The organism is Serratia sp. NA_112.1 (assembly GCF_052691715.1).
Window position 1 is genome coordinate 1 of sequence record NZ_JBQZFO010000021.1, and the last position, 18,585, is coordinate 18,585.

An 18,585-nucleotide genomic window follows, 5' to 3' on the forward strand; every position below is an offset into this window, starting at 1 on the left:
GCACACTCAGTTCGATTCAGAAGTGTACATCCTGAGCAAAGATGAAGGTGGTCGTCATACTCCATTCTTCAAAGGCTACCGTCCACAGTTCTACTTCCGTACAACTGACGTGACTGGTACCATCGAACTGCCAGAAGGCGTTGAGATGGTAATGCCTGGTGACAACGTGAACATGAAAGTCACCCTGATCCACCCAATCGCGATGGACGACGGTCTGCGTTTCGCAATCCGTGAAGGCGGCCGTACTGTAGGCGCTGGTGTTGTTGCCAAAGTTATCGCTTAATCGCTGATAACGTTTGACGCGACACGCGGTAAAAGGGCATCATTCGATGCCCTTTTTCTACGCTGTGAACTAGAACCTATCTCATCAGCGATTTTGCAGTCATAATCATTGGTGAGATGGGCTCTTAAAGCGTATTGACTGAAATACGTCATAGCGTAAAACACCGAGATGCTGCCGAGCAGCACCTGATCGGTTTGGTTTGCCTTGCAGTGCGAGGCAAAGTTGTCTGTTCTGAATTCATTGTGACAGGTTGGTTTATGAGTGCGAATACCGAGGCTCAAGGGAGCGGGCGCGGCCTGGAAACGGCTAAATGGCTGATCGTCGCTGTTCTGTTGGTTGTAGCGATTGTTGGTAACTATTTCTACCGTGATTTCAGCCTGCCATTACGCGCGCTGGCCGTTGTAGTGGTTATCGCTGTTGCAGGCGCTGTGGCGCTGATGACGACCAAAGGCAAAGCCACCGTTGCGTTTGCACGCGAAGCGCGTACTGAAGTACGCAAAGTGATCTGGCCAACTCGTCAGGAAACGCTACATACCACGTTGATCGTTGCCGCGGTAACTGCCGTGATGTCACTGATTCTGTGGGGGCTGGATGGTATTCTGGTCCGTCTGGTATCGTTTATTACTGGCCTGAGGTTCTAAAATGTCTGAAGCTCCAAAAAAACGGTGGTACGTCGTTCAGGCGTTTTCCGGTTTTGAAGGTCGCGTAGCGCAATCGCTGCGTGAATACATCAAACTGCATGATATGGAAGAACTGTTCGGCGAAGTCATGGTTCCTACGGAAGAGGTTGTTGAAATCCGTGGCGGCCAGCGTCGCAAAAGCGAACGTAAATTCTTCCCGGGCTACGTACTGGTTCAGATGGTAATGAATGACGCCAGCTGGCACTTGGTACGCAGCGTTCCACGCGTAATGGGTTTCATCGGCGGGACTTCTGACCGTCCGGCTCCGATCAGCGACAAAGAAGTTGATGCGATTATGAACCGCCTGCAGCAGGTTGGTGATAAGCCGCGTCCGAAAACGCTGTTCGAACCGGGTGAATTGGTCCGCGTTAGCGATGGTCCGTTTGCTGACTTCAACGGTGTTGTTGAAGAAGTGGATTACGAGAAGAGTCGCCTGAAAGTTTCCGTTTCCATCTTTGGCCGTGCAACGCCGGTGGAACTGGACTTCGCTCAGGTTGAGAAAGGCTGATCAATTAATCAGCAATAAGTGGCTTTTGCCGCTTGTCAGAGGCGCGAAATTGAACTACAATTTCGCGCCTTTTGTTTTTATAGGCCTTGCTCTTTAGAGTGAGGTGATACACGGGGAGCCTTTTGCGAGGCGTTATTACCCAAACCGAGGAATTGTAAATGGCCAAGAAAGTACAAGCCTACGTTAAGCTGCAAGTTGCAGCCGGTATGGCGAACCCAAGTCCGCCAGTTGGTCCAGCTCTGGGTCAGCAAGGTGTTAACATCATGGAATTCTGTAAGGCGTTCAATGCTAAGACTGACAGCGTTGAGAAAGGTCTGCCGATTCCGGTTGTTATTACTGTTTATTCTGACCGCTCCTTCACTTTCGTTACCAAAACCCCGCCAGCAGCAGTTCTGCTGAAAAAAGCGGCTGGTATCAAGTCTGGTTCAGGCAAGCCGAACAAAGACAAAGTAGGTAAAGTGACAAGTGCTCAGGTACGTGAAATCGCAGAAACCAAAGCTGCGGACATGACTGGTTCCAACGTTGAAGCGATGACTCGCTCCATCGAAGGTACTGCTCGTTCCATGGGCCTGGTAGTGGAGGATTAAGAAATGGCTAAGCTGACCAAGCGCATGCGCGTGATCCGTGACAAAGTTGATGCTACTAAACAGTATGACATCACCGAAGCTGTTGCTCTGCTGAAAGAGCTGGCCACCGCTAAATTCGTAGAAAGCGTTGACGTTGCTGTTAACCTCGGCATCGACGCGCGTAAATCTGACCAAAACGTTCGTGGCGCTACCGTTCTGCCAAACGGCACCGGTCGTTCCGTTCGCGTTGCCGTATTTGCCCAGGGCCCTAACGCTGAAGCAGCTAAAGCTGCTGGCGCAGAGCTGGTAGGTATGGAAGATCTGGCAGACCAGATCAAGAAAGGCGAAATGAACTTCGACGTTGTTATTGCTTCTCCGGATGCAATGCGCGTTGTTGGTCAACTGGGCCAGGTCCTGGGTCCACGTGGCCTGATGCCAAACCCGAAAGTGGGTACCGTTACTCCGAACGTTGCTGAAGCAGTGAAAAACGCTAAAGCAGGTCAGGTTCGTTATCGTAACGACAAAAACGGCATCATCCATACCACTATCGGTAAGGTTGATTTCGAGTCAGACAAGCTGAAAGAAAACCTGGAAGCTCTGCTGGTTGCGCTGAAAAAAGCAAAACCATCTCAGGCTAAAGGCGTGTACATCAAGAAAGTTAGCCTCTCCACCACCATGGGTGCTGGCGTTGCTATCGATCAAAGCGGCCTGACTGCTGTAGCGAACTAATCGCCTTGCGATTATCGCTTTGACTTGGGGCTGGGATTTGTCTAGAATCCTAGGCCCCAAGGTTTTGCTATTGGCAATAGTCACAGCGAAACAAAGATTTTTCGGTTGGAGCCTGGCCTATCCAGGCCTCCGTCCAAGACCGCAGGTGTATCGAAAGGTACTTAATCCTTCCTGCGTAGACGGTGACAGAGCCTAAAGAAAATTTTAAATTGTCTTTGCTGGATTCTGCTCACCGTGTTTGAACGCTCTCACTGCGTGATTTATCACAAGGTGTTGAGTGATGTGAGTGCTGGGGATTTCCCCCGGCTAAATCCAGGAGCAAAGAGCTAATGGCATTAAATCTTCAAGACAAACAAGCGATTGTTGCTGAAGTCAACGAAGTAGCCAAAGGCGCGCTGTCTGCGGTTGTTGCGGATTCCCGTGGCGTTACCGTTGATAAAATGACTGAACTGCGTAAAGCAGGTCGTGAAGCTGGCGTTTACATGCGTGTTGTTCGTAACACCCTGATGCGTCGCGTAGTTGAAGGCACTCCATTCGAATGCCTGAAAGACACGTTCGTCGGTCCTACCTTGATTGCATTTTCTCATGAACACCCGGGCGCTGCTGCTCGTCTGTTCAAAGATTTCGCGAAAGCGAATGCAAAGTTCGAGATTAAAGCTGCGGCCTTTGAAGGTGAGATGATCCCTGCGGCACAAATTGACCGCTTGGCAACTCTGCCTACTTACGATGAAGCAATCGCACGCCTGATGGCAACCATGAAAGAAGCCGCTGCCGGCAAATTGGTTCGCACTCTGGCTGCACTGCGCGATCAGAAAGAAGCGGCATAAGCCCTTTTTCTTATCCGTTGCTTACGTATTTAAACTATTTCTGAATTTTAGGAACATTTGTTATGTCTATCACTAAAGACCAAATTATCGAAGGCGTTGCAGCTCTGTCTGTAATGGAAATCGTTGAACTGATCGCCGCTATGGAAGAGAAGTTCGGTGTTTCTGCTGCTGCTGTAGCTGCAGGTCCTGCTGCTGCTGCTGAAGCTGTTGAAGAAAAAACTGAATTCGACGTTGTACTGAAAGGTATCGGCGCGAACAAAGTTGCAGTAATCAAAGCAGTACGTGGCGCAACTGGCCTGGGTCTGAAAGAAGCTAAAGACCTGGTTGAGTCTGCACCAGCAGCACTGAAAGAAGGCATCAGCAAAGACGACGCTGAAGCACTGAAAAAAGCTCTGGAAGAAGCTGGCGCTGAAGTTGAAGTTAAATAAGCCACTGCTTTCTGAGTGCAGTCTGTTTTAACTAACAGACTGATGGCTGGTGACTTTTTGGTCACCAGCCTTTTTGCGCTGTAGGGCGTCAGTAGAGTTTCACACTGTTTGGCTACTGGCTAACCCCAATATTTCTTTCTATCGACGACTTAATATATTGCCTTCCCTGCCGCAGCAAAATCTGCCGCACAACGCAACGAAATGATTTAAGCGTGATAGAAACGAGTATTGCGGAGAGTGTTCCCGCTTTCCGGTCGACAAAATGGTGTTGCGTGAACCGTCCTATATCCGGACGGACAATAGGTTCGACTTTCCAGCGAGCTGAGGAACCCTATGGTTTACTCCTATACCGAGAAAAAACGTATTCGTAAGGATTTTGGTAAGCGTCCACAAGTTTTGGACATACCATATCTCCTTTCTATCCAGCTTGATTCGTTCCAGAAGTTTATCGAGCAAGATCCAGAAGGGCAGCACGGCCTAGAAGCCGCTTTCCGTTCTGTTTTCCCTATCCAGAGCTACAGTGGCAATTCGGAGCTGCAATACGTTAGCTACCGTCTTGGTGAGCCGGTCTTCGACGTCAAAGAGTGCCAGATCCGTGGTGTGACGTTCTCTGCACCGCTGCGCGTAAAACTGCGCCTGGTCATCTATGAGCGTGAAGCTCCGGAAGGTACGGTCAAAGACATCAAGGAACAAGAAGTCTATATGGGCGAAATTCCGCTCATGACCGAAAACGGCACCTTTGTGATCAACGGTACTGAGAGGGTTATCGTATCTCAGCTTCACCGTAGTCCTGGCGTATTCTTTGACAGCGATAAGGGTAAAACCCACTCTTCGGGTAAAGTGCTGTATAACGCACGTATCATCCCTTACCGCGGTTCATGGCTGGATTTCGAGTTTGACCCGAAAGACAACCTGTTTGTGCGTATTGACCGTCGCCGTAAATTGCCTGCGACCATCATTCTGCGCGCATTGAACTACACCACTGAGCAGATCCTTGACCTGTTCTTTGCGAAAGTAGTTTACGAGATCCGTGATAACAAGCTGCAGATGGAGCTGGTTCCAGAACGTCTGCGTGGTGAGACTGCTTCGTTTGATATCGAAGCCAACGGCAAGATCTATATTGAAAAAGGCCGTCGTATCACCGCTCGTCATATCCGTCAGCTCGAAAAAGACGAAATTCAGAGTATTGAAGTACCGGTTGAGTACATCGCGGGCAAAGTGGTCGCGAAGGACTATATCGATACCAATACCGGTGAGCTGATCTGCGCAGCCAACATGGAGCTGTCGCTGGATTTGCTGGCCAAACTGAGCCAGTCAGGCCACAAGCGTATCGAAACGCTGTTCACCAACGACCTGGATCACGGTGCGTACATCTCTGAGACTGTACGTGTCGATCCAACCAGCGATCGTTTGAGCGCACTGGTAGAAATCTACCGCATGATGCGCCCTGGTGAGCCGCCAACGCGCGAAGCTGCTGAAAACCTGTTTGAGAACTTGTTCTTCTCTGAAGACCGCTACGATCTGTCTGCGGTTGGTCGTATGAAGTTCAACCGTTCTCTGCTGCGCGACGAGATCGAAGGTTCGGGCATCCTGAGCAAAGACGACATCATCGAAGTGATGAAGAAGCTCATCGGTATCCGTAACGGTAAAGGCGAAGTGGACGATATCGACCACTTGGGCAACCGTCGTATCCGTTCCGTCGGCGAAATGGCCGAGAACCAGTTCCGTGTAGGTCTGGTACGTGTTGAGCGTGCGGTTAAAGAACGTCTGTCCCTGGGCGATCTGGACACCTTGATGCCACAGGACATGATCAACGCCAAGCCAATTTCGGCGGCGGTGAAAGAGTTCTTCGGCTCCAGCCAGCTGTCTCAGTTTATGGACCAGAACAACCCGTTGTCCGAGATTACGCACAAACGTCGTATCTCTGCATTGGGCCCAGGCGGTCTGACCCGTGAACGTGCCGGCTTTGAAGTTCGAGACGTACACCCGACTCACTACGGTCGCGTTTGCCCAATCGAAACGCCGGAAGGTCCAAACATCGGTCTGATCAACTCCTTGTCCGTGTATGCGCAGACAAACGAGTATGGCTTCCTGGAAACTCCGTACCGCCGCGTGCGTGACGGCCTGGTTACCGATGAAATCAATTATCTGTCTGCTATTGAAGAAGGCAACTTCGTTATCGCTCAGGCGAACTCCAACCTGGATGATGAAGGCCGCTTCGTAGAAGACTTGGTCACCTGTCGTAACAAAGGCGAATCAAGCCTGTTCAGCCGCGATCAGGTTGACTATATGGACGTATCAACCCAGCAGGTTGTATCCGTTGGTGCTTCACTGATTCCATTCCTGGAACACGATGACGCCAACCGTGCATTGATGGGTGCGAACATGCAACGTCAGGCGGTTCCAACCTTGCGTGCTGACAAGCCGCTGGTAGGTACCGGTATGGAGCGTGCTGTAGCTGTTGACTCCGGCGTTACTGCCGTAGCTCGACGTGGCGGTGTGATCCAGTACGTGGATGCTTCCCGTATCGTTATCAAAGTTAACGAAGACGAGATGCTCGCGGGCGAAGCAGGTATCGATATTTATAACCTGACCAAGTACACCCGTTCTAACCAGAACACCTGTATCAACCAGATGCCGTGTGTGAATCTGGGTGAGCCAATCGAGCGCGGCGACGTGCTGGCAGATGGCCCGTCCACAGACCTGGGTGAACTGGCGTTGGGCCAGAACATGCGCGTGGCATTCATGCCATGGAACGGCTATAACTTCGAAGACTCCATCTTGGTGTCCGAGCGTGTGGTTCAGGAAGATCGCTTCACTACCATCCACATTCAGGAACTGGCATGTGTGTCTCGCGACACCAAGTTGGGGCCTGAAGAGATCACTGCCGACATCCCTAACGTGGGTGAAGCAGCGCTCTCCAAACTCGATGAGTCCGGTATCGTGTATATCGGTGCTGAAGTGACCGGTGGCGACATTCTGGTTGGTAAGGTAACACCAAAAGGTGAAACCCAGCTGACGCCAGAAGAGAAGCTGCTGCGTGCGATCTTTGGTGAGAAGGCGTCTGACGTTAAAGACTCCTCTCTGCGCGTACCAAACGGCGTTTCCGGTACGATTATCGACGTGCAGGTCTTCACCCGCGATGGCGTGGAAAAAGACAAGCGTGCGCTCGAAATCGAAGAAATGCAGCTGAAGCAGGCGAAAAAAGACCTGACTGAAGAACTGCAGATCTTGGAAGCTGGTCTGTTCGCACGTATCCATGCGGTGCTGGTTGCCGGCGGTGTTGAAGCTGAAAAGCTGAGCAAGCTGCCACGCGATCGCTGGCTGGAACTGGGCCTGACCGACGAAGAGAAGCAAAACCAGCTGGAGCAGTTGGCAGAGCAGTACGACGAACTGAAATCCGACTTTGAGAAGAAGCTGGACGCCAAGCGTCGTAAAATCACCCAGGGCGATGATCTGGCACCAGGCGTGCTGAAAATCGTTAAGGTTTATCTGGCTGTTAAGCGTCAGATCCAACCGGGTGACAAGATGGCAGGCCGCCACGGTAACAAGGGTGTTATCTCCAAGATCAACCCGATCGAAGATATGCCTTACGATGAAAACGGCACGCCGGTTGACATCGTACTGAACCCGCTGGGCGTACCATCACGTATGAACATCGGTCAGATCCTGGAAACCCACTTGGGTATGGCTGCAAAAGGCATTGGTGAGAAGATCAACCAAATGCTCAAGCAGCACCGGGAAGTGGCCAAGCTGCGTGAGTTCATTCAGAAGGCTTACGATCTGGGCGACGATGTCTGCCAGAAAGTTGACCTGAACACCTTCACCGACGATGAAGTACTGCGTCTGGCAGAGAACCTGAAAAAAGGTATGCCAATCGCAACGCCGGTGTTTGATGGTGCGAAAGAGAGTGAAATCAAGCAACTGCTGGAAATGGGCGGGATCCCAACCTCGGGTCAGATTACGCTGTTCGATGGCCGTACCGGTGAGCAATTTGAGCGCCAGGTTACCGTTGGCTATATGTACATGCTGAAACTGAACCACTTGGTTGACGATAAAATGCACGCCCGTTCAACCGGTTCTTACAGCTTGGTTACTCAGCAGCCGCTGGGTGGTAAGGCGCAGTTCGGTGGTCAACGCTTCGGTGAGATGGAAGTGTGGGCACTGGAAGCATACGGCGCAGCTTATACCCTGCAGGAAATGCTTACCGTTAAGTCGGATGACGTTAACGGCCGTACCAAGATGTACAAAAACATCGTGGATGGCGATCACCGCATGGAACCAGGCATGCCGGAGTCCTTCAACGTACTGTTGAAAGAAATCCGCTCGCTCGGTATCAACATCGAACTGGAAGGCGAGTAATCGTTTTTCCGGCTCAGGCTCCCGGCCTTAGGGAGCCTGAGGGTGGTTGTTCAGGTCACACGGGCGCGCGATTTGTCAGCGTGCGCCCAACAGGTTTAACTCCGACAGGAGCCAATCCGTGAAAGACTTATTAAAGTTTCTGAAAGCGCAAACCAAGACCGAAGAGTTTGACGCGATCAAGATTGCTCTGGCATCGCCAGACATGATCCGTTCGTGGTCGTTCGGCGAAGTCAAGAAGCCGGAAACCATTAACTACCGTACGTTCAAACCAGAACGTGACGGCCTTTTCTGCGCCCGTATCTTTGGGCCGGTAAAAGACTATGAGTGCCTGTGTGGTAAGTACAAGCGCTTAAAACACCGCGGCGTGATTTGTGAGAAGTGCGGCGTTGAAGTGACCCAGACCAAAGTACGCCGTGAGCGTATGGGGCACATCGAGCTGGCTTCACCAACTGCGCACATCTGGTTCCTGAAATCGCTGCCTTCGCGCATCGGTTTACTGCTGGATATGCCGCTGCGTGACATCGAACGTGTACTGTACTTCGAATCCTATGTGGTTATCGAAGGCGGTATGACCAACCTCGAGCGTCGTCAGATCCTGACTGAAGAGCAGTATCTGGATGCGCTGGAAGAGTTCGGTGATGAATTCGACGCCAAGATGGGTGCGGAAGCTATTCAGGCCCTGTTGAAAAACATGGATCTGGAGCAAGAGTGTGAAACTCTGCGCGAAGAGCTGAACGAAACCAACTCCGAAACCAAGCGTAAGAAGCTGACCAAGCGTATCAAGCTGCTGGAAGCGTTCGTACAGTCTGGCAACAAGCCAGAGTGGATGATCCTGACCGTGCTGCCGGTACTGCCGCCGGATCTGCGTCCGCTGGTGCCGTTGGATGGGGGGCGTTTCGCGACTTCAGATCTGAACGATCTGTATCGCCGCGTGATCAACCGTAACAACCGTCTGAAACGCCTGCTGGATCTGGCTGCGCCTGACATCATCGTGCGCAACGAAAAGCGTATGCTGCAAGAAGCGGTAGATGCCCTGCTGGATAACGGTCGTCGCGGTCGTGCAATCACCGGTTCCAACAAGCGTCCTCTGAAATCTTTGGCCGATATGATCAAAGGTAAGCAGGGTCGTTTCCGTCAGAACCTGTTGGGTAAACGTGTTGACTACTCTGGTCGTTCTGTAATCACCGTAGGTCCGTACCTGCGTCTGCATCAGTGCGGTCTGCCTAAGAAAATGGCACTGGAGCTGTTCAAACCGTTCATCTACGGCAAGCTGGAGCTGCGTGGCTTGGCCACCACCATCAAAGCCGCCAAGAAAATGGTTGAGCGCGAAGAAGCTGTCGTTTGGGATATCCTGGACGAAGTTATCCGCGAACACCCGGTACTGCTGAACCGTGCACCAACCCTGCACCGTTTGGGTATCCAGGCGTTTGAACCGGTTCTGATCGAAGGTAAGGCTATCCAGCTGCACCCGTTGGTTTGTGCGGCATACAACGCCGACTTCGATGGTGACCAGATGGCAGTACACGTTCCACTGACGCTTGAAGCTCAGCTGGAAGCGCGTGCGCTGATGATGTCTACCAACAACATCCTGTCACCAGCGAACGGCGAGCCAATCATCGTTCCTTCTCAGGACGTTGTATTGGGTCTGTATTACATGACCCGTGACTGTGTTAACGCCAAAGGCGAAGGCATGGTGTTGAGTGGCCCGAAAGAAGCGGAGCGTATTTACCGCGCCGGTCTGGCTTCTCTGCATGCGCGTGTCAAAGTGCGTATCACCGAAGAGATCAAAAACACCGAAGGCGAGTCTGTACACCAGACTTCGATCGTCGACACTACCATTGGTCGCGCCATCCTGTGGATGATCGTACCGAAAGGTCTGCCGTATGCGATCGTTAACCAGCCTTTGGGCAAGAAAGCTATCTCCAAGATGCTGAACACCTGTTACCGCATCCTGGGCCTGAAGCCGACCGTTATCTTTGCTGACCAGATCATGTACACCGGTTTTGCTTACGCAGCCCGTTCAGGCGCGTCAGTAGGTATCGATGACATGGTAATCCCTGCCAAGAAAGCAGAGATCATCGAAGAAGCAGAAACCGAAGTTGCCGAAATCCAGGAGCAGTTCCAGTCTGGTTTGGTTACCGCCGGCGAACGCTACAACAAAGTGATCGATATCTGGGCCGCAGCGAACGAACGTGTTGCCAAGGCAATGATGGAAAACTTGTCTGTTGAAGACGTCGTCAACCGTGACGGTGTTGTTGAACAGCAGGTTTCCTTCAACAGTATCTTTATGATGGCCGACTCCGGTGCGCGTGGTTCTGCAGCACAGATTCGTCAGCTGGCCGGTATGCGTGGCCTGATGGCCAAGCCGGATGGTTCCATCATTGAAACGCCAATCACTGCGAACTTCCGTGAAGGTCTGAACGTACTCCAGTACTTCATCTCCACGCACGGTGCTCGTAAAGGTCTGGCGGATACCGCACTGAAAACGGCTAACTCCGGTTATCTGACCCGTCGTCTGGTTGACGTAGCGCAGGATCTGGTGGTTACCGAGGACGACTGTGGTACTCACAACGGCATCATGATGACTCCGGTTATCGAAGGTGGTGACGTTAAAGAGCCACTGCGCGAACGTGTTCTGGGTCGTGTGACAGCAGAAGATATCATCAAGCCGGGTACGGCTGATATCCTGGTGCCACGTAACACCCTGCTGCACGAGAAGACTTGTGACCTGTTGGAAGAGAACTCTGTCGACAGCGTTAAAGTCCGTTCCGTCGTTAGTTGTGAAACCGACTTTGGTGTGTGTGCAAACTGCTATGGCCGCGACCTGGCACGTGGTCACATCATCAACAAAGGCGAAGCTATCGGCGTAATCGCGGCACAGTCAATCGGTGAGCCGGGTACACAGCTGACGATGCGTACGTTCCACATCGGTGGTGCGGCATCTCGTGCGGCTGCTGAATCCAGCATCCAGGTGAAAAACAAGGGTACTCTGAAGCTGAGCAATGTGAAGTTCGTAATGAACGCAACAGGCAAGCTGGTGATTACCTCTCGTAACACCGAACTGAAGCTGATCGACGAATTCGGCCGTACTAAAGAACGCTACAAAGTGCCTTACGGTTCCGTGATGGGCAAAGGCGACGGTATGGAAGTTAACGGCGGCGAAACCGTGGCTAACTGGGATCCGCACACCATGCCAGTTATCACCGAAGTGAGTGGTTTCATCCGCTTCGCTGATATGGTTGACGGCCAGACCATTACCCGCCAGACCGACGAACTGACCGGTTTGTCTTCTCTGGTAGTACTGGATAGCGCAGAGCGTACCGGTAGCGGTAAAGACCTGCGTCCGGCACTGAAAATCGTTGATGCCAAAGGCGACGACGTCTTGATCCCAGGTACTGATATGCCTGCTCAATACTTCCTGCCAGGTAAAGCGATTGTACAGCTGGAAGACGGCATTCAGATCGGTGCGGGTGATACCCTGGCGCGTATTCCTCAGGAATCCGGCGGTACCAAGGATATTACCGGTGGTCTGCCACGCGTTGCGGATCTGTTCGAAGCACGTCGTCCGAAAGAGCCGGCAATCCTGGCTGAAATCAGCGGGATTATCTCGTTTGGTAAAGAGACCAAAGGCAAACGTCGCCTGGTAATCTCCCCACTGGACGGCAGCGATGCGTACGAAGAGATGATTCCAAAATGGCGTCAGCTCAACGTGTTCGAAGGTGAAGTTGTGGAACGTGGTGACGTCGTTTCTGACGGCCCAGAATCTCCACACGACATTCTGCGTCTGCGTGGTGTGCATGCGGTTACTCGCTACATCACCAACGAAGTGCAGGAAGTTTACCGTCTGCAAGGTGTTAAGATTAACGATAAACACATTGAAGTTATCGTTCGTCAGATGCTGCGTAAAGGCACCATCGTTAGCGCTGGTGGCACCGAGTTCCTGGAAGGCGAGCAGGCCGAAGTGTCTCGCGTTAAGATTGCCAACCGTCAGCTTGCTGCTGAAGGTAAGATCGAGGCAACCTTCTCACGCGATCTGCTGGGTATCACCAAGGCTTCCTTGGCGACCGAGTCCTTCATCTCTGCAGCATCGTTCCAGGAAACGACGCGCGTTCTGACCGAAGCGGCTGTTGCCGGTAAGCGTGATGAACTGCGCGGTCTGAAAGAGAACGTCATCGTGGGCCGTCTGATCCCAGCCGGTACCGGTTACGCTTATCATCAGGACCGCATGCGCCGTAAAGCACAGGGTGAAACGCCAGTTGTTCCGCAGGTGAGCGCGGAAGAAGCAACGGCTAACCTGGCTGAATTGCTCAATGCTGGCAACCTGGGTGGCGGCAACAACGATTAATCGTTGAATGCGCCTTGGGGTCTGGCATTGCCAGGCCCTGACCAGATAAACCGCTCCTTCGGGGGCGGTTTTTTTTTGCATGTGAACCGGCTGGGTGAGGAGCTACAGGTTCTGAGGTCCCGGAATCACGCGGGAGGGTAATCCGACGTGATCCGGGAGAGGGTAAGGCGAAACCGCCTGGAAGGTGACGGTTCCGGCTGGCACCGGTTTTGGCAGCCAGCATCGCCACTATAGCGGGGCTGATTTGCCCCGCCAGCGATGTCGATAGCTTCTGCGCAACGCTTCCCTCGTTTTTTCAACGGCGTTGCAAGGTTTGCAGATTACTGCGGGCTGCGCCCCAGGTAGCCGTCCCAGTCTTTCCAGACCGGCTGTAAACCAGCGTTGCTGATGGCTTGCGCCACCTGTTGCGGGGTACGGCCATCGTGCGGTTCAAACTGTTCCAGCTCCGGTGGCACATCGTCGGCATATCCGCCAGGTTGGGTTTTGGATCCGGCACTGACGCTGTTGATCGCCACCGGGATCATATGATCGCGGAAGAAAGGCGACTCACGTGTCGACAAAGACAGCTCTACGTCGGGGGCGAACAACCGGAAGGCACAGATTAGCTGCACCAATTGTGCTTCACTCATGATCGACGCCGGTTCGATACCTCCAGCACAAGGGCGCAGGCGCGGGAATGAGAGCGAGTAGCGGCTCTGCCAGTAAGTCTGCTGCAGGTAGAACAGGTGTTCTGCCAACATATAGCAGTCGGTACGCCAGCTGTTGGAAAGCCCGATTAGGGCACCAAGGCCGATCTTGTCGATCCCGGCGCGGCCCAGGCGATCCGGTGTGGCCAGCCGCCAGTGAAAGTCCTGTTTCTGGCCGCGCAGATGATGCTGCTGGTAGGTCGCTGGGTGATAGGTTTCCTGATACACCAGCACGCCATCCAATCCCAGCGCTTTCAACTCGGCGTACTCTTGCTGCTCCAGCGGTTGTACCTCCATCATCAGCGAACTGAAATGGCGGCGGATCGCGGGAATATGCTGGCGGAAATAGCCCATACCAACCTTGGTCTGGTGTTCACCGGTGACCAACAGCAAATGCTCAAAACCCAGCGCCTTAATCGCCAGACACTCGCGTTCGATCTCGACAGCATCCAGGGTTTTACGCTTGATGCGATTGCTCATCGAAAAGCCGCAGTAGGTGCAGTCGTTGGCGCACAGGTTGGACAGGTACAGCGGCACGTAGAAGCTGACCACATTGCCAAAACGTTGACGCGTCATCTGCTGTGCACGCTGTGCCAGTGGCTCCAGGTAGGATGCGGCGGCGGGGGAGATCAGCGCCATAAACTCTTCACGCGTCAGTTTTTCCGCATTCAGCGCATGCTCGACATCACGCGCCGTTTTACTGTTAATACGCAGCGAGATATCGTCCCAATCCAACTGTTGCCAGCGGCTACTGAAATCATCAGTCATCACATTGCCTCCCCTGTCTGGCGGAGAAAAGCGGTCAACGGGCTGGAGGCTACCGCATTACGCTGACTGCTCCCCAATCCCGCCTGACGTGCCAGCTCGCCAGCCTCCAGTGCCAGGCGAAAAGCCCGTGCCATCTGCACCGGGTCGCGTGCTACTGCGATGGCGGTATTCACCAACACGGCATCGGCACCCAGTTCCATGGCTTCCAGCGCATGGCTGGGCGCCCCGATGCCGGCGTCGACCACCACCGGCACTTTGGCCTGTTCGATAATGATCTCCAGGAAGTCGCGTGTGCGCAGCCCACGGTTGGAGCCAATAGGTGCGCCCAGCGGCATCACCGCGGCACAGCCTGCTTCCTCCAGCCGTTTACACAACACCGGATCGGCACCGCAATAAGGCAGCACCACAAAACCTTCCTTCACCAATATTTCCGCCGCCTTCAGGGTTTCGATCGGGTCCGGCAGCAGGTATTTCACATCGGGATGGATTTCCAGTTTCACCCAGTGGGTGCCAAGCGCCTCGCGAGCCAACCGGGCGGCGAACACCGCTTCTGCAGCGGTCTTGGCACCGGAAGTATTCGGCAACAGGCGTACGCCCAGTTGTTGCAGCGGCGCCAGAATAGCGTCATTACCGCCACGCAGGTCAACACGCTTCATTGCCATGGTGACTAACTGCGAGCCGGAGACCTGTAATGCCTCCAGCATCAGCGCTGGGGTAGCGAATTTACCGGTGCCGGTAAATAGGCGTGAAGTAAAAGTGATATCGGCGATTTGTAGCATGTCAGCCTCCGGCGATCGCTTGAAACAGCAGGATGTCATCGCCGTCTTGCACCAGGTGGTTAGCCCAGTCGGCGCGCGGGATGATGATTTGGTTGATAGCCAGCGCGGTGCCCGGCTGATGGCGTTCCAGTTGCTGGAGCAGGGCGCTGATGCTGATGGGCTGCGCCAGTTCCAGCGGCTGGTCATTAAGCCGAATTTTCATGCTGCGCCTCCGCATACCGGGCAGGTGCTGGCCTGACTGAGTTGCAAGGTGCTCCAGCTTTGTTGTTTACCATCGAACAACCGCAGCTTGCCGCTGAGTGATGAAGGCATTCCCGCCAGCATTTTTATCGCCTCCAGCGCTTGCAGGGTGCCAATGACGCCGACTACGGGGCCGAGTACTCCAGCGGTACGGCAGTTGCGCTGGGGTTCAGTTTGCTCCGGATACAGGCAGGCATAGCAGCCGTGGGTATAGGGCGGTTCTATCACCAGCAGCTGACCGCTGAAACCCACAGCGCTGCCGCTGATCAGCGGTTTCCCAGCCTGAATGCAGGCGGCGTTCACCGCATGGCGGGTTTCCATGTTATCGCTACAGTCCAAAATTAAATCGGCGCGTTGTACGGCGCGCTGTAACACTTCCCCCTGCAGACGCTGTTCCAGCGCAATGGATTCGACCATTGGGTTCAGCGCCTGTAGCTGGTGCTTTGCCAGAGCGGCTTTGCTTTGGGAAACGTCACTGCTGCGATAGAGGATCTGACGCTGCAAATTGGTGACGTGAAGACTATCGTCATCGGCCAGCAGCAGGGTGCCGACACCAGCGGCGGCCAGATAAAGCGAGGCGGGGGAGCCTAAACCCCCCAGCCCGACGATCAGCGCCGTTGACTGTTTTAGCTTCTCCTGGCCTTCGGGGCCCATGTCTTCCAGCAGCAACTGGCGGCTGTAGCGCAGGAATTCTTGATCGTTCAGCATGGCATCACTCCTTGCCTTCAATCAGTTGCAGCAGTTGTGCGGTCGCTGTGCGCCAGTCCGGCGCCTGGGTAATGGCGCTGACCACGGCGACGCTACCGACGCCACAATCCAACACTGCCGCCACGCGATCGATACTGATCCCGCCGATCGCCACTGTTGGATAGTCACTCAACCCGGCGACATGGCGCTTTAGCTCCACCAGACCCTGTGGGGCAGAAGGCATATCTTTGGTTTGCGTCGGAAAAATATGCCCCAGCGCGATATAGGAAGGTTTCACCGCAATGGCGCGGGCCAGTTCGCTATCGTCATGAGTAGAAACCCCTAAACGCAGCCCGGCACGGTGAATGGCGGCCAGATCGGTAGTGTCCAAATCCTCCTGGCCGAGATGTACGCCATAGGCACCGTGTTTAATCGCCAATCGCCAGTAGTCATTAATAAACAGCCGGGCGTGGTAGCGCTTGCCGAGAGCAATGGCGGCGGCAATGTCGTCCTCGACCTGTTCATCCGGCAGATCCTTGATGCGCAGCTGGATCGTGGTCACGCCCGCCTCCAGCAAACGGGCAATCCATTCAACGCTGTCGACCACCGGGTATAACCCCAACTTGTGAGGGGTGGCGGGGAAGGGAGTGGTGATATCAGTCATTGCTCAGTACCTCTTGCAGGTTGCCGGCGCTGTGGTACAGCTCGCTGCCGCGTGAGCGGAACTCGGCTGACATCTTTTCCATGCCGGTTAGCTGCACTTCTATCGGTTTGGCCGCTTCCTGCACGGCGGCATAGTCGCGAACTTCCTGAGAGATTTTCATCGAGCAGAATTTTGGCCCGCACATAGAGCAGAAGTGGGCGATTTTGCCGGACTCTTGCGGCAGGGTTTCGTCGTGATAAGCGCGAGCGGTGGCGGGATCGAGCGCCAGGTTGAACTGGTCTTCCCAGCGGAATTCGAAGCGAGCCTTGGACATGGCGTTATCGCGGATCTGTGCGCCAGGGTGTCCCTTGGCCAGATCGGCGGCGTGGGCGGCAATTTTGTAGGTGATCAGCCCCTGTTTGACGTCCTCTTTGTTCGGCAACCCAAGGTGTTCCTTCGGCGTGACGTAACACAGCATGGCGCAGCCGAACCAGCCGATCATCGCGGCCCCTATGCCGGAGGTGAAGTGGTCATAACCAGGTGCGATATCGGTAGTCAGCGGGCCCAAGGTGTAGAACGGCGCTTCGTGGCAGTGTTCCAACTCTTCGGTCATGTTGCGGCGGATCATCTGCATCGGCACGTGGCCAGGGCCCTCGATCATCACCTGCACGTCATACTCCCAGGCTATTTTTGTCAGTTCGCCCAGCGTGTGCAGCTCGGCGAACTGCGCTTCGTCGTTGGCGTCCTGAATCGAGCCGGGGCGCAGGCCGTCACCCAGCGACAGCGATACGTCATAGGCGGCGCAGATTTCACAAATTTCGCGGAAGTGCTGGTACAGGAAGTTTTCCTGATGATGCGACAGGCACCATTTGGCCATGATCGAACCGCCGCGGGAGACGATGCCAGTCAGGCGTTTGGCGGTCATCGGCACGTAACGCAGCAGCACACCGGCGTGAATGGTGAAGTAGTCAACCCCTTGCTCCGCCTGCTCCAGCAGCGTATCGCGGAACATTTCCCAGGTGAGGTTTTCCGCCACGCCGTTGACCTTTTCCAGCGCCTGATAAATAGGCACCGTGCCAATCGGCACTGGGCTGTTGCGCAGGATCCATTCGCGGGTTTCGTGGATATAGCGACCGGTGGAAAGATCCATCACGGTATCTGCGCCCCAGCGGGTGGACCACACCAGTTTCTCGACTTCTTCCTCGATCGAAGAAGTCACCGCCGAGTTGCCGATGTTGGCATTAACCTTCACCAGGAAGTTGCGGCCGATAATCATCGGTTCGGATTCCGGGTGGTTGATATTAGCGGGGATGATGGCGCGCCCGGCGGCGACTTCCTGGCGGACGAATTCCGGCGTGATGTTCTCCGGCAGGTTGGCCCCCCAGCTTTGGCCAGGATGCTGGTGGCGTAATACCTCGCCACGGATGCGTTCGCGGCCCATATTTTCGCGGATGGCGATAAATTCCATTTCCGGAGTGACGGTGCCGGCACGCGCGTAGTGTAACTGGGTTACGCATTTACCCGGTTGTGCCTTGCGTGGCAACGGCAGATGTTCAAAGCGCAGGTGATCCAGACCTTCATCGGCCAGGCGCTGCTGGGTGAAACCTGAACTGACACCCTTGAGGACCTCGGTATCGCCACGTTCTTTGATCCAGCCGGCGCGTAGCTTGGCCAGGCCGGTATGCACATTGAGTTCGGATTGAGGGTCACCGTAAGGGCCGGCAGTGTCGTACACCGGAATGGCTTCGTTTGGCTCGTACTTTGGGTTGTCCTTATCGCCACCGATCAGCGTCGGGCTGAGCTGAATTTCACGCATTGGCACCTGCAGGTCACTTCGTGAACCCTGCAGATAGATACGGCGTGAGTTGGGGAAGGAAACGCCTTGCAGGGTGTTGATAAACTGCTGGGCTTCTTCGCGTTGCTCTTTACGAGCGCGGGGTTTTTTAACGCTAGACATAGCAAATTCCTACCAGTGTGATGAGTTGGGAAAATTGCTTGTCTGGAGCTCGGAGGGAGTAATGATGCTGGCCAGCAAGGCGGGAGTATCCCAAATC

15 protein-coding genes are annotated in these 18,585 nt (G+C 54.2%); 9 read left to right on the top strand and 6 right to left on the bottom strand.

What is annotated here, in order from left to right:
- The 9 genes from ACUTQ5_RS21685 to rpoC form a co-directional block, all read left to right on the top strand.
- A partial coding sequence (locus ACUTQ5_RS21685) for an EF-Tu C-terminal domain-related protein (RefSeq protein WP_445652930.1) occupies positions 1-283 on the top strand: 283 nt, incomplete at its 5' end.
- Between the two features lie 257 nt (positions 284-540).
- The gene (gene secE / locus ACUTQ5_RS21690; RefSeq protein WP_012004740.1) at positions 541-924 is read left to right on the top strand and encodes a preprotein translocase subunit SecE; all 384 of its coding nucleotides are present in this window, start codon (positions 541-543) and stop codon (positions 922-924) included.
- Between the two features lies 1 nt (position 925).
- Positions 926-1,471, top strand: coding sequence for a transcription termination/antitermination protein NusG (gene nusG / locus ACUTQ5_RS21695; protein ID WP_012004741.1), 546 nt, complete (start codon positions 926-928; stop codon positions 1,469-1,471).
- A 158-nt stretch (positions 1,472-1,629) separates the two neighbouring features.
- The gene (gene rplK / locus ACUTQ5_RS21700) at positions 1,630-2,058 is read left to right on the top strand and encodes a 50S ribosomal protein L11 (protein WP_006323135.1); all 429 of its coding nucleotides are present in this window, start codon (positions 1,630-1,632) and stop codon (positions 2,056-2,058) included.
- Positions 2,059-2,061: 3 nt separating this feature from the next.
- Positions 2,062-2,766, top strand: coding sequence for a 50S ribosomal protein L1 (gene rplA, locus ACUTQ5_RS21705; protein WP_445652931.1), 705 nt, complete (start codon positions 2,062-2,064; stop codon positions 2,764-2,766).
- 329 nt (positions 2,767-3,095) lie between these two features.
- The gene (rplJ, locus tag ACUTQ5_RS21710; RefSeq protein WP_004953935.1) at positions 3,096-3,593 is read left to right on the top strand and encodes a 50S ribosomal protein L10; all 498 of its coding nucleotides are present in this window, start codon (positions 3,096-3,098) and stop codon (positions 3,591-3,593) included.
- A 62-nt stretch (positions 3,594-3,655) separates the two neighbouring features.
- Positions 3,656-4,021, top strand: a complete 366-nt coding sequence (rplL, locus tag ACUTQ5_RS21715; protein ID WP_012004743.1) for a 50S ribosomal protein L7/L12 — start codon at positions 3,656-3,658, stop codon at positions 4,019-4,021.
- A 333-nt stretch (positions 4,022-4,354) separates the two neighbouring features.
- On the top strand, positions 4,355-8,383 hold the full coding sequence (gene rpoB / locus ACUTQ5_RS21720; RefSeq protein WP_445652932.1) for a DNA-directed RNA polymerase subunit beta: 4,029 nt from the start codon (positions 4,355-4,357) through the stop codon (positions 8,381-8,383).
- A 118-nt stretch (positions 8,384-8,501) separates the two neighbouring features.
- Positions 8,502-12,728, top strand: a complete 4,227-nt coding sequence (gene rpoC, locus ACUTQ5_RS21725) for a DNA-directed RNA polymerase subunit beta' (RefSeq protein WP_445652933.1) — start codon at positions 8,502-8,504, stop codon at positions 12,726-12,728.
- 320 nt (positions 12,729-13,048) lie between these two features.
- Here the strand turns inward: rpoC and thiH are convergent, their stop codons facing one another.
- From thiH to thiC, 6 genes are read right to left on the bottom strand one after another with little or no spacing between them, the layout of a single operon-like run.
- Positions 13,049-14,182: a 2-iminoacetate synthase ThiH gene (gene thiH / locus ACUTQ5_RS21730; protein WP_445652934.1), complete on the bottom strand. Its 1,134-nt coding sequence runs from the start codon at positions 14,180-14,182 to the stop codon at positions 13,049-13,051.
- Positions 14,182-14,961, bottom strand: a complete 780-nt coding sequence (locus tag ACUTQ5_RS21735) for a thiazole synthase (protein ID WP_445652935.1) — start codon at positions 14,959-14,961, stop codon at positions 14,182-14,184. The genes thiH and ACUTQ5_RS21735 overlap by 1 nt, the downstream gene beginning before the upstream one ends.
- Before the next feature lies 1 nt (position 14,962).
- On the bottom strand, positions 14,963-15,163 hold the full coding sequence (gene thiS, locus ACUTQ5_RS21740; protein WP_445652936.1) for a sulfur carrier protein ThiS: 201 nt from the start codon (positions 15,161-15,163) through the stop codon (positions 14,963-14,965).
- Entirely contained in the window at positions 15,160-15,909 is a 750-nt protein-coding gene (locus ACUTQ5_RS21745; RefSeq protein WP_445652937.1) for a HesA/MoeB/ThiF family protein, read from the bottom strand. Before ACUTQ5_RS21745 ends, thiS begins: the two co-directional genes overlap by 4 nt.
- A gap of 4 nt (positions 15,910-15,913) precedes the next feature.
- Positions 15,914-16,552 (bottom strand): thiamine phosphate synthase, encoded by a 639-nt coding sequence (gene thiE / locus ACUTQ5_RS21750; RefSeq protein ID WP_445652938.1) that lies wholly within the window; start codon positions 16,550-16,552, stop codon positions 15,914-15,916.
- Positions 16,545-18,488, bottom strand: coding sequence for a phosphomethylpyrimidine synthase ThiC (thiC, locus tag ACUTQ5_RS21755; RefSeq protein WP_445652939.1), 1,944 nt, complete (start codon positions 18,486-18,488; stop codon positions 16,545-16,547). The genes thiE and thiC overlap by 8 nt, the downstream gene beginning before the upstream one ends.
- Between the last annotated feature and the right edge of the window lie 97 nt (positions 18,489-18,585).